This is a genomic window from Frigoribacterium sp. CFBP 8759 (genome assembly GCF_014841655.1).
Taxonomy (GTDB): Bacteria; Actinomycetota; Actinomycetes; order Actinomycetales; family Microbacteriaceae; genus Frigoribacterium.
On sequence record NZ_JACYUH010000004.1, the window covers coordinates 121,703 to 133,654 of the forward strand.

The 11,952-nt window shown below is 71.7% G+C and carries 12 protein-coding genes; 4 read left to right on the forward strand and 8 right to left on the reverse strand.

Annotation, left to right across the window (positions count from 1 at the left end):
• Position 1 precedes the first annotated feature (1 nt).
• A complete protein-coding gene (locus tag IFT79_RS14330; protein ID WP_342211858.1) occupies positions 2–1,336 on the forward strand; it encodes an ATP-dependent DNA helicase in 1,335 nt (444 codons plus the stop codon).
• A 51-nt stretch (positions 1,337–1,387) separates the two neighbouring features.
• Here the strand turns inward: IFT79_RS14330 and IFT79_RS14335 are convergent, their stop codons facing one another.
• The gene (locus IFT79_RS14335; RefSeq protein ID WP_173154504.1) at positions 1,388–2,032 is read right to left on the reverse strand and encodes a biliverdin-producing heme oxygenase; all 645 of its coding nucleotides are present in this window, start codon (positions 2,030–2,032) and stop codon (positions 1,388–1,390) included.
• Positions 2,033–2,174: 142 nt separating this feature from the next.
• A complete protein-coding gene (locus tag IFT79_RS14340; RefSeq protein ID WP_192124948.1) occupies positions 2,175–2,627 on the reverse strand; it encodes a DUF4383 domain-containing protein in 453 nt (150 codons plus the stop codon).
• A 190-nt stretch (positions 2,628–2,817) separates the two neighbouring features.
• On the opposite strand from IFT79_RS14340, the gene IFT79_RS14345 reads away from it, so the two are divergent.
• A complete protein-coding gene (locus tag IFT79_RS14345) occupies positions 2,818–3,747 on the forward strand; it encodes a diacylglycerol kinase family protein (RefSeq protein WP_192124950.1) in 930 nt (309 codons plus the stop codon).
• Positions 3,748–3,813: 66 nt separating this feature from the next.
• Here IFT79_RS14345 and IFT79_RS14350 read toward each other — a convergent pair whose 3' ends face one another.
• A complete protein-coding gene (locus tag IFT79_RS14350; RefSeq protein WP_192124952.1) occupies positions 3,814–4,773 on the reverse strand; it encodes a helix-turn-helix domain-containing protein in 960 nt (319 codons plus the stop codon).
• 118 nt (positions 4,774–4,891) lie between these two features.
• Here IFT79_RS14350 and IFT79_RS14355 point away from each other — a divergent pair, with 118 nt between their 5' ends.
• A complete protein-coding gene (locus IFT79_RS14355; RefSeq protein WP_056049801.1) occupies positions 4,892–5,374 on the forward strand; it encodes a glutathione peroxidase in 483 nt (160 codons plus the stop codon).
• Positions 5,375–5,393: 19 nt separating this feature from the next.
• Here IFT79_RS14355 and IFT79_RS14360 read toward each other — a convergent pair whose 3' ends face one another.
• Positions 5,394–6,872, reverse strand: coding sequence for a signal peptidase I (locus tag IFT79_RS14360; protein WP_192124954.1), 1,479 nt, complete (start codon positions 6,870–6,872; stop codon positions 5,394–5,396).
• Between the two features lie 114 nt (positions 6,873–6,986).
• Entirely contained in the window at positions 6,987–7,586 is a 600-nt protein-coding gene (locus tag IFT79_RS14365) for a hypothetical protein (RefSeq protein WP_192124955.1), read from the reverse strand.
• Positions 7,587–7,862: 276 nt separating this feature from the next.
• Between IFT79_RS14365 and IFT79_RS14370 the strand changes: the two genes are divergently transcribed.
• Positions 7,863–8,411: a MarR family winged helix-turn-helix transcriptional regulator gene (locus tag IFT79_RS14370; RefSeq protein WP_192124971.1), complete on the forward strand. Its 549-nt coding sequence runs from the start codon at positions 7,863–7,865 to the stop codon at positions 8,409–8,411.
• A 34-nt stretch (positions 8,412–8,445) separates the two neighbouring features.
• On the opposite strand, the gene IFT79_RS14375 is transcribed toward IFT79_RS14370, so the two are convergent.
• Genes IFT79_RS14375 through IFT79_RS14385 form a run of 3 tightly spaced genes read right to left on the reverse strand, consistent with a single transcriptional unit; the run spans position 8,446 to position 11,919 of the window.
• Positions 8,446–9,285, reverse strand: coding sequence for a hypothetical protein (locus IFT79_RS14375; protein WP_342211855.1), 840 nt, complete (start codon positions 9,283–9,285; stop codon positions 8,446–8,448).
• Positions 9,282–10,448: a DNA adenine methylase gene (locus tag IFT79_RS14380; protein ID WP_235452899.1), complete on the reverse strand. Its 1,167-nt coding sequence runs from the start codon at positions 10,446–10,448 to the stop codon at positions 9,282–9,284. Before IFT79_RS14380 ends, IFT79_RS14375 begins: the two co-directional genes overlap by 4 nt.
• Before the next feature lie 19 nt (positions 10,449–10,467).
• A complete protein-coding gene (locus IFT79_RS14385; RefSeq protein ID WP_082460653.1) occupies positions 10,468–11,919 on the reverse strand; it encodes a protein kinase domain-containing protein in 1,452 nt (483 codons plus the stop codon).
• Positions 11,920–11,952 lie beyond the last annotated feature (33 nt).

Sequence of the window (11,952 nt, forward strand, 5' to 3'; positions counted from 1 at the left end):
CGTGAGCGTGGCCCTCTCCGCCGAACAGCAGGCGCTGTACGACGCGATCGAGAACACCCGCGAGCACATCTTCGTCACGGGACGGGCCGGCACGGGCAAGTCGACCCTGCTGAACCACCTGTCGTGGAACACCTCGAAGCAGATCGTCATCTGCGCCCCCACGGGCGTCGCCGCCCTCAACGTCGGCGGCCAGACGATCCACTCGCTGTTCCGCCTCTCGGTGGGGCTCATCGCCGACCACGACATCGAGCAGAACGCCGAGCTGCGCAAGCTGCTGAACACCATCGACACCCTCGTCATCGACGAGGTCTCGATGGTCAACGCCGACCTGATGGACGCCATCGACCGCTCGCTGCGGCAGGCCCGGCAGCGCAAGCACGAGCCGTTCGGCGGCGTCCAGGTCGTGCTGTTCGGCGACCCGTACCAGCTGCCGCCGGTGCCGGGCGACGCCGAAGAGCGCGAGTACTTCCGCGACAACTACCGCTCGATGTGGTTCTTCGACGCCAAGGTCTGGGCCGAGGCGAGCCTGCGCATCTACGAGCTGGCCTTCATCCACCGCCAGACCGAGGGCGACTTCAAAGAGATGCTCAACGCCGTGCGGCACGGTCGGGTCACGGCCGAGATCGCCGGGGCCCTCAACGGCGCCGGGGCACGACCCGTGCCGACCGACGGCGGGGCCATCACCCTGGCCACGCGCAACGACACCGTCAACCGCATCAACAAGGTCGAGCTCGATCGCCTGTCGGGCAAGGTGATGACCGCCAAGGCCGAGGTCAGCGGCGAGTTCGGCGGCCGGGCCTACCCGGCCGACGAGGCCCTCGAGCTCAAGGTCGGGGCCCGGGTGATGTTCCTCCGCAACGATTCCGAGCAACGCTGGGTGAACGGCACGACGGGCGTCGTCACCCGGGTGCGCGACACGGTCTTCGTCGAGGTCGACGGCGAGGTCCACGAGGTGCAGCCCGTCGTGTGGGAGAAGCACAAGTACTCGTACTCGGCGACCACCAAGCAGCTCAAGAAAGACGTCGTGGCCGAGTTCACGCAGTTCCCGCTGCGTCTCGCCTGGGCCGTCACGATCCACAAGTCCCAGGGCAAGACCTACGACCGGGCCATCGTCGACCTCGGCTCACGGGTGTTCAGCGCGGGGCAGACCTACGTCGCCCTCAGCCGCATCACCTCGCTCGAGGGGCTTTACCTGTCGCGCCCGCTGCGACCGGCCGACATCATCGTCGACCTCGACGTGCGCCGCTTCATGAGCGAGGCGTCACGCGTGCCGGCCATCAGGGCCGCAGCCGACGCCGGCGTGGACGACGACGCGACGACAGCCGCCACGGGCTGACGACCCGGTCCGACCACGCGGTGGCCCGGGACCCACCCCGTCGGCGAACGGCTAGGCCGCGGCCTTCGCGGCGGCGAGGTCGGCAAACAGCTCGGTGCTGAAGCGGTACGCGGCGCACACCTCGTCGAGCACGTGCTCGCGCTCGTCGGCCGACCAGGCGACGGCGTCGAGCTGGCGGCGGTAGGTCGTCTTGAACGACTTCGGCTCGGCGATCTCGGCGAACAGGAAGAACCCGACGCCGTTCGTGTCGAATCCGAACCGACGCTGCAGGATGCTGCGGATCAGGTGCCCGCCCGACAGGTCACCGAGGCAGCGCGTGTAGTGGTGCGCGATGAAGCCGCCGGCCCAGGTCGACGCCTGCTCGATCCGATCGACGTACGCCTGCGTGGTCGGCAGCGGTGAGACCCGGGCCCGCCAGTCGGCACCGAGCAGGAACGCCAGGTCGGCCTCGATGGCCGGCAACCGGGTCAGCCCCGGGGCGAGGAACGGAGCCACCACCGGGTCGCCGGACCACCCCGCGGCGGCGTCCTCGAGGGCGGCGTAGACGAAGTAGTGCTGAGCGAGCAGCTGCACGTAGTCGTCCCGCGTGCCCCGGCCGATCAGCAGATCGGTCATGAACGAGCAGCCGACGTCGGCGGGGACCCGCTCGGCCGTACGCTCGCGCACCGCCTCGGAGAAGGGGATGACGACGGTCATGGTGCGCACCTCCTGGTCACCTGGGTTAGGTGACCCTAACCCTAGCCAGGGAGGCGCGGCGCCGGTAGCCCCCGGGGCCGATCCCGGCGGACGTGCAGCCGGATCGCAGCCCGTCGAGAGGTGCGGCGCCCTGCGGCAGGGGTCAGCGGCGGCGGCGCTCGGCCCCCATGGCGGTCGCGAGCAGCAGCAGGCCGCCGACGAGGTGCGTGACGTTGTCGCCGAGGTTGAAGGCCAGGAAGTTGACGTCGGTGCCCTCGAGGAAGAAGCCGGCGACGCCGAAGACCACGAAGATCAGGCCGATCCAGGTGTTGATGTACCGCGCGCTCGCTCGCGACGACGCGCCGGCGATGATCAGCGCGGCACCGGCCAGCACCCAGACGACGACCAGCGCAGGGTTGAGGTTCCAGACGAACCAGAGCGACGCGCCCTGCGTGGAGAAGAACGTGCCCATGTCCTCGACGAGGAACCCGATGGCGCCGAGCAGGAGGAACACCGTGCCGACGAACAGGCCGGCCCCGCGGTTGGGCGACTCGCGGATGGTCGGCTCGTAGGGGGCCGGGGTCGCGGTCGTCGTGGTGCCGTGGGTGCTGCTCATGGTGAAGATGCCTCTCGTCCGTGGGTCAGCGTCCAGTATGCCCGCCGTGCGACGCACCCGCCTCGGCGTCACACCCCCGGGCCGGCGTGACACCCCGGGAACGCGGGGTGTCGCGCCGGAACAGGGATGTCACGCGGCCCGCGCGGGGCGCGGGGGGCGCGCGGGGCGCGGGGCTGGCAAGATCGACGCCATGACCCCGACGCCCCTCCGCCTGGTCGTGGCGATCAACCCCGGCGCCTCCGCCGGCGGCCGGAAGCACCTCGCCGACGGGGTGCTCGCCGGGCTCCGCGGTGCCGGCCACACGGTCGTGCCGCTCACCGAGTCGAGCTACGACGACCTCGTGGCCGCCGCCCGTCGCGAGCTCGACCCCGACCACGGCGAGCGTCCCGACGCCCTGATCGTCGTCGGCGGCGACGGCATGGTGAACCTCGGGGCCAACCTCGTCGCGGGCACGGACGTGCCGCTGGGACTGGTGCCGACCGGCACCGGCAACGACACGGCCCGGGCGTTCGGGCTGCCCCACGACGACGCCGAGGCGGCCACGCGCCTCCTGGTCCGACTGCTCGAGGGCGAGCCGACCACGATCGACGCCGGACGCGTGCTGCAGGCCGACGGCCGGGCCACCTGGTTCGCCTGCATGGTCTCGGCCGGTTTCGACGCCGTCGTGAACGAGCGGGCCAACCGGCTGAGCTGGCCGAAGGGGCGCCGCCGCTACGACGTCGCGCTCGCCATCGAGCTGGTGCGCCTGCCGCGCATCTCGTACCGCCTCGAGCTCGACGGGGTCGCCTCGACGGTCGAGGGCACCCTGATCTCGGTCGGCAACGGCCAGTCGCTCGGCGGCGGCATGAAGGTCACGCCCGACGCCGTGCTCGACGACGGGTTGCTCGACGTGCTCGTGGTGGAGCGGCTGACGCGCTGGCAGTTCGTCCGGCTGTTCCCGAGCGTGTTCCGCGGCACCCACCTGAGCCACCCGAACGTGACCGTGCATCGCGTGCGTCGGGCCGTGATCGAGGCCGACGGGGTCGCCGCCTACGCGGACGGCGAGCGCGTCGGGCCGCTGCCCGTCACGGTCGAGGTCGTCCCGGGCGCCCTGCGCGTCTTCGCCGCACCCGGTCGCTGACCGCCGGCTCGAGCCGGGAGGCGCGCTCGGCGGCGAGGCGGCCGCACGCTCCGGGCACCCCCGACCTCAGCCGCGGTGCAGCGTCTCGCGGGGGTACTCGCCGAACCGCTGCTGGTACGCGGCCGAGAACCGGCCGAGGTGGGCGAAGGCCCAGTGTCGGGCGACGTCGGCGACGGTCGTGGCGTCCGGGGCGGCCGCCCGCAGCGCGTCGTGCACGCGCTCGAGGCGGATCTCGCGCAGGTAGGCCGTGGGCGTGGTGTCGAGGTGACGACTGAACGCCTGTTGCAGCCCGCGCGGGGTGAGCCCGGCCTCCCGGGCGATGTCCACGGCCGAGATCGGCAGGTGGGCGCTGGCGTGCATGTATTCGACGGCGAGGCGGAGGCTCGCGTTGCGCGGTGCCAGCAACGCCGCGGGCATCTGGCTCGAGGTGTGGGCGAAGGTGTCGAGCAGGGCCACCGCGGCCATCCGGGCCATCTCGGTGCGCATCAGGTCGCTGGGTTCGCCCGAGCCCAGGTAGGCGCGTCCGATCAGACGGACCGTGGCGTGCCAGGCCTGCATCGCGGCGGACGAGACGGGGGCGGCGTGGTCGAAGCGGAGCGTGCCGGGCATGACGCCGTGCTGCTCGGCCGCGACCTCGTCGACGACCGACTTGGAGAGGTGGAGCAGGCTCTGGTTGACGTCCTCGGTGGTGAACTCGAAGTCCCGCCCCTCGGGGAAGAGGATCGGTCGTCCGACGGCTCCGGCCACCTCGTCGCGACCGTTGTCGATCGTGGAACGCCCGTCGAGCAGCCAGTGGACGACGTGCTCGTCACCCGCGGCCGCCTGCCCGTCGACGCGACCCATGAACATCGTCGACCGCAGGGTCATCGCCCCGTCGCCGACGATGGTGTGGCGGAACGAGAAAGGGGCCTCGGTGGGAGCGACGCGGAAACCCCGGCCGTTGTACCCGGCCTGCAGGATGTCGACCGCCTCGTCGAGATCGCGCCCCCGCGCGTCGAAGCGCATCTTGTCGTCGCGGGCAGCCATCTCAGCGAATTGTTGCACGCACTCCAAACCCCGCACCAGTCGATCCCAGGGGGGTTGACAGTAGATCGGCGACGTGCCTGAGGGCCGGCTCGCAGCGGGCGGGCCTACGGTCGGACCCATGACGCTCGACGACATCACCCTGACCACGATCCGCGGCGAGTCCACCACGTTCGGCGCCTACGCCGACAAGGTCGTGATGGTCGTGAACGTGGCCTCCCGCTGTGGCCTCGCGCCACAGTACGAGAAGCTCGAGGCGCTGCAGAAGCAGTACGGCGAGCAGGGCTTCACGGTGCTGGGCTTCCCCAGCAACCAGTTCTTCCAGGAGCTCTCGAGCGGCGAGGCCATCGAGGAGTACTGCTCGGCGACCTGGGGCGTGACCTTCCCGATGATGGAGAAGGTCAAGGTGAACGGCCGGGGTGAGCACCCGCTCTACACCGAGCTGAAGAAGGCCACCGATGCCGACGGCAAGGCCGGCCGCGTCAAGTGGAACTTCGAGAAGTTCGTGATCACGCCCGGCGGCGCCGTGCACCGCTTCCGTCCCACGACCGAGCCCGACGCCCCCGAGGTCGTCGCGGTGATCGAGGAGGCGCTGGCCGGCTGAGCAGACCCGCTGCGGTCGCTCAGTGGCCGGCCGCGTACCGGGCCTGCACGGCCGAGGCGCTCTGGGCCGAGTTGTTGTAGATCGTCGTGCCGTCGACCGAGCCGACGAAGTAGCCGTTGGTCGGAGCCGACGGCAGCCCGCTGAGCGGGGCGTAGCCGACCCGCCAGTAACCGGTGGCCGTCTGCACGGTCTTGTTCGTGCTGTCGGTGACGACGGCGACGCCGTCGACGTAGACCACCGTGCTCGTGCCCGAGAGGGTGGCGACCACGTGGTGCCAGGCGCCGTCGTTGTACGAGGCGGGCGTCGTCGTCGCCTTGGTCGTGGTCGTGGTGGGGCGCACGCCGAGGACGATCTTGCCCGCCGTGGTCAGGTACAGCGCGCGGTCGGCGGTCGTGTTCGTGCCGGTCGGGGCCGTCGTGAACGCGGCCAGGGTGCCCCCGGCCGTGCTGGTCGTGCGGAACCAGGTCTCGATCGTGAAGGCGGCCTGGCCGGTGAGGTTGACCGCGGTCGTGACCTGACCCGTGCCGTCGAGCTGCAGGTAGGGGCTCTGGTTGGTGGCGCACGAGCCGGCGACGAACGTCGCCCCGCCGCTCAGGGTGCCCACTCGGGCGAACGAGCTGCCGTCGGTGGTGGTCGTGCCGGACGTCTCGTTGTACGGGAAACCGTACGAGGTCTGCGAGTTGTAGGTGTCCTGCAGGCAGTCGTAGTTCCCGGCACCGAAGCTCGAGGTCGGGTTGGCGGTCGGGGCGGCGAACGCGGCGTGCGCGCCACCGGAGACGACGAGGGTGAGTGCGAGACCGCCACCGATCGCTGCCAGGCCGATCGCGCCTCCTGCGGTCCTCAGGCGACGGAGGCGCCGCTCGCGACGACGCTGGACGCGGCGGCCGGCGGGGACGGTCACCCGAGGCGACGCGGAACGCTCGTCACGCAGCAGGTACCGGTCGTTGCGGCTGAGCAGGACGACGAGGATCAGCAGTCCGCCGGTGACCAGCAGGTGGCCGTACTGGTGGGCCGCGGCCCAGACGAAGGGCGTTCCGACGTACGGCACGCGCAGGAACCCGACGCCGATGACGGCGCTGCGCTCGATCGGCGTCGAGTCGACGCTCGGGTTGGCGTCGCCCTTGGTGACGATCTGCCCGGCCTGGCCGTTGTCGTGGTAGCGGTGCAGCCGCAGGTGCCCGGCCTGGTCGGGGTCGTCGAAGAGGAGGACCTGACCACGGTGCACGTCGGACGCCGCCACGGGCTTCGCGACGACGACGTCGCCGGGGTGGATGCGGGGCTCCATCGAGCCGGTCATCACGGTCGTGGGGCTCCAGCCGAGGGCGGCGGGGGCGGCCGCGTAGACCATCAGGCCGAGCAGCGAGTAGAGCACGACGCGGGACGCCGTGCCGAGGGCCAGGCGCGTCCAGTCGAGCCACGGACGAGAGGCACCCAGGGGCACGGTGATCGAGGCCGCGGCCGCGGTGGTGGGCCGCAGTTTCAGGTCGATCGTGCTCATGGGTGCCTCTGCTCGGGGGTGGTGCGGATGATGCGGTCTCGGGCCGCCTGGTGCGGTGGTGCGCGGTGCTGGTGCGGTGTCGCCGTGACGCGGGGGTCAGCCGCGGGACGGGCCTCAGCTGTTCTGAGCCTCCCAGGTGAGGCCGAGGCTCGCGGTGCCGCCCTGGGTCGTGTTGGGGGCGGTGTTCGAGACGGTGTAGGTCACCTGGTAGGTGCGGGTCTCGGACGCGGTGCCGGTGGGGGCCCAGGTGCCGACGCTGTTGGAGTAGTTGGTGTAGCTGGTGCCGAAGGCGGCCAGCGTGCCGCTGTAGAGGCTCGAGCCCGCCGAGAGCGGGGTGAAGCCGGTGCACGAGCCGAAGCCGCCGCCGGTGCCCTGCACGACGCTCAGCGTGATGTTCGACGCGAGGTTGTTGGTCGTGGCGGCGCCCGTCCCGTAGAGCTTGACGGCCGAGGCGAGCGAACCCGTGCTGGTGACGGCGATGCAGTTGCTGCCGGTCTGGCCGGGCTTGAGGTTCGTGGCGGTGAAGAGCGCGGTGTTGCTGTCGTCGTCGGTCAGGGCGACGGAGCCGGCGGTCCAGTTGCTGGTGGGGTTGACCGTGGTCGACGAGAAGGCCGAGTACGACGCCGTCGAGACGACGATGCCCGAGGCGACGAGGGCGGCGGGGATGGCGATCCAGGCGGCGATGCGGGCGATGCGGGGCGTGGGACGGGACATGGTGTGCTCCAGGGCGAGAGGGGGGAAGAGGGGATGTCGGGGGCCACCCCGGCGAGGTGATTCAGGGGCTTCGCCGGTGAGAAGCTCACCTCCCGAACCGTTCCGGTTTCGAGTGGTCGTTGTTCTCAAGTGGTACGACAATCAAATTACTCAGAGTCCGAGAGGCACGCAAGGCGAACCATGTCCCCAGTGGTGGGGGTGTCACGATCGTCGAGATTCTTGTTGACTGAGCCGGTGCCATGGACGGCACGCCCACACGCGTCACGGAGGACCCCCTTGCTCATCTCCCCACCCCGGGCCGACCCCGGCCTCACCCCCGGCCCCGGCCTCATCACCGGCCCCGGCCTCACGCCCGACCCCGGCCTCGCCCCCGGCGACCTCGGCCGCCTGCTCGACTCGTTCCGCCTGTTGATGCTGAACCACTCGCGGGTGCTCGACCACCAGGGCGACCTCTTCGGGCTGGGCGACACCGACATCCGGTTCCTCTTCTACGTATGGGCCACCGGCGACCTGGTCACCCCGAAGCGGGCGGCCGAGCACCTCGACCTCTCGTCGGGTGCGATGACCAACCTCGTCGACCGCCTCGTCGACGCCGGGCACCTCGACCGGCGCCGCAACCCGGACGACCGCCGCAGCGTCATCGTCAGCCGCACGCCGCGCGGCGTCGAGGTCACGACGGCCATCGCGAGCGCCTACGCCGCCGCCTTCGCCGAGGTCGTGCCGGCGTCGCGACACGGTGCCCTCGCCGACACGCTGCTCGACCTCGGCCGGGCGTTCGACCGCCACGGGGTCGGCACGCGCGACGCACCCCACGCCGCCGCCTGACCCGCCTGACCCGCCTCGGCTGCGGGCCGCGGGCCTAGGGGATGAGGCGGCGCAGGCGTGCGGCGTCGGCCAGGTCGACCCGGAAGCGGTCGAGCGTCGACAGCGTGTAGAGCCCGTCGATCTGCTGGTCGACCCAGAGCTGGTGGATGCGCTTGAGGTCGGCCTGACGGCTCTTCCAGCCGATGCCGTCGATCACGGCCATGACGGTCTGTCGGGGCAGCCGCACGTCGGCCATCTCCTCGATCTCGCGGACGGCGTCGGTCAGCTTCGAACCGGTCGAGTCGAACCCCTTCGCCGCGACCACGATGGCGGGCTCCTGCGCCGAGGGGATCACCAGGTCGCACGGCGCCGTGCGGTTCGCCCGGCCGGTGAACCGCGTCCGCGTGCCGCAGGCGAGTCCGAGGTCACGGGCGATGGCCTCGATCTCGTCCTCGAGCCGCCGACCCGACACCCCGGCGCGGATCGCCGACGCCCGGGTGCCGGCCCGGGCCGAGAGCAGGTCGCCGAAGTCGTACGTGCGGTGCCGCTGGGACGCGACGAGGCGGACGAGCTCGAACTCGTCGTCGAGGTGGGCGACCAGTTCGTCGGCCCGTCCGCGCGCGAGCGTCAGCCAGCTGGGGGTGTCGAAGGCGTGCCGCAGCGAGTTGCGCAGCTTCTCCTGCGACAGCCCGACGGCCAGGCCGAGGGCGGGCACCCACGCCGGGTGCTGCCGGGTCCACTCGGCGAGGTGGTCGCGGTCGACGACGGGCAGGTCGCCGAGGCTCGCCGCGGCCCGGCCGAGGTCGGTCGCCGCGGCCGACGGAGCGGTCGGGTCGACGTGCGGGGTCATGCGGCCGAGCGAGGCGACGTAGTCGTCGAAGGTGGGGATCGTCACGGTCGGTCCCTCCCGACGAAGACGTACTCGGTGGCCGCCGTGCGGGTCGCCGCGCGGTGCGTGCCGAAGCTGTAGGTGTGGTCGACCACGCGCACCTCGACGTGCGGCTTGACCGTGCGCATCAGCTGCTCGATGCGCTCGCGGCTCGGCACGGCGTTCGACGAGTACGACAGCACGAGCGCCCCGGCGTCGGCGAACTGCTCGAAGGTGCGCACGAGGGCGTCGTCGACCGTGCGCGGGTAGGCGAACGGCGTGAACAGCTTGGCGATCTTCTTCGTCTTGGTCTCGGTCATGATCGTCTGCCCCCGCCAGTACACGGCCAGCCCCTGCAGGAAGTGGTACCGCTTCATGTAGTCCGCGTCGTCCCGAGGAGGCGCGTAGGGCGGATCGAGGTACACCAGGTCGGCGGGTGGTCGCCCGAGGTCGGCGACGTCGCCCTCGACGGCCTCGTGCGCGAGCCCGTCGTCGAACACGGTGGCGCCGTAGGCCCGGACGGCCGCCCGGAACTGCTCGGCCATGGTCAGCCGCAGGTCGCGGCGTCCGTCGTCGTAGCGCGCCCCGGTGAAGGTGAAGACACCCCGGGGTTGCTTGCGCGCCGCGGCCAGCACGAGGCCCGCGATCGCCAGGTCGCGCTCGGCACCGACGAGCCGGTCGACGTGCGACCAGGCCGAGTCGAGGAACGCCCGGTCGTCGGCCGAGAAGAACACGCCGTCGAAGGTGCGGCGGACGACGTCGCGGTCGTCCGCGGGCGGGCCGCAGATCTCGTCGACGAGCTCGTCGGACAGCGTCGTCGACCCGTTGACGACGGAGGCGCGGGCGATGACCGCGGGGAATGCCAGGAAGTCGTTGCTCACGACCTGGCGACCTTCCGCCTTCATCAGGTACGAGACGACGCCGGACCCGCTGAAGGCGTCGATCGCGGTCGAGGGCCGCACCGCGCCTCCTCGGCCTCCGGGTTCGCGGCTCGACACGGGCGCGACGCTCGAGAAGACGTCGTGCAGCACGGGCAGCAGCGCGTACTTCGAGCCCATGTAGCGCAGGCGGGGGAAGGCGGCGACGCGGGCGGGCACGGGGGCGGCCCCGGTCGCCGTGGCGGCCCCGGTCGCGGAGGACTGCCTCACGGTGGGCCGGCTCGCGGCGGAGGGCACGAGCTCGACGGTCACCGGGCAAGTCTGCCGCACGTCAGCGGTCGGACGGGCTCCGGGTGCGGGAGTCGAGGTCGACGCGCTCGGCGTGCGGGACGCTGCCGGTGGTCGTGCCGGCGATGCGCAGGCTCTCTTGTCGCAGCTCGAGCTGGGCGACGACGAGCGCCGCGAGGTCGGCGAGGTTGGCGACCTGCTCGTCACTGGCCGTGCCCGGCTCGCGACCGATCACCGAGAGGGTGCCGATCGTGTGGCCGTCGCGCCGGGTGAGGGGCACGCTGACGTAGAACCGCATGCCGAGCGGACCGGTGACCAGCGGGCTCGACGCCACGCGACGGTCGGTGGCGGCGTCCTCGATGACGAGCGGCTCGGACGAGTGGACGGCCCCGAGCGAGAGGTCGATGTGCCGGGCGATGTCGCCCACGGCGGGGTCGTAGTGGGTCGTGAACCACGTGCGGTCGTCGTCGATCACGGTCGCCAGGGCGATGGGCGCCGAGAACAGGCGGGCCGCCATGGCGGTGACGCGGTCGAGCGCCTCGTTGGGCAGGGTGTCGAGCACCTCGCTGTGGTCGAAGGGCTCGGTGTCGCCCCCGCGCATCGAGCCGTCGCCGGTCGACAGGTCGCCCACGGCGTCGCGGTGCTCGGTCGTCTCGGTGATGACCACGTCGCGCATCATCGCGACGAGCTCGGCCCGCGTCGGCCGCTCGGCGGGGTCCCGGCGGGTCATCGCCCGCAAGGCGTGACGCCAGTGCTCGGGCAGCGGGTCGGGCAGCACCGGGTCGCGCGACAGCCGGGCCACGGCCGACTCGACGAGCGACCCCGGGAACTCGCGTCGACGCGTGAAGCACTGCAGCAGCACGAGGCCGAGGCTGTAGACGTCGCTCGGGGGGCCGACCTGGCCGCCCACGGCCTGCTCGGGGCTGAGGTACGCCGCGGTGCCGGTGGTGACGCCCTCGGCGGTGAGCCGTTCGACGTCCTCGGTGAGGGCGATGCCGAAGTCGGCGAGCTTGGCCCGGGCGCGGGCCGCCTCGTGGTCGCCGTAGTCGACGAGCAGGATGTTCGACGGCTTGATGTCGCGGTGCACCACCGCGTGGCCGTGGATGTAGTCGAGCGCCTCGGCCATGTCGTAGCCGATCTCGGCGATGTGCCGCGGGGCGAGCGCGCCGTGCCGCAGACGGTCTTCGAGGTTGAGGCCGGCGATCAGCGGCATCACGAGGAAGCGTTGCGGACCGTTCGGCCCCTGCTCGACACCGGCGTCGAAGAGACCGACGAGGCCGTGGTGCTCGAGGCTCGACAGCACGCCGAGCTCGGCCTCTTGTCGGGCCGGGTCGACCATCGCGCTGTGGAAGACCTTGATCGCGACGGTGCGGTTGAGGCTCTCGTCGACGGCCTTGTAGACGGTCGCCATGCCGCCCCGACCCACGACGGACTGCAGGCGGTAGCGCTCGGCGAGGACGCGATCGAGCGCGTCGTCCTGCTGTGGCGCGGCCATCGCCTCCCCCTCGTGACTGGTGTGTGGTCCATC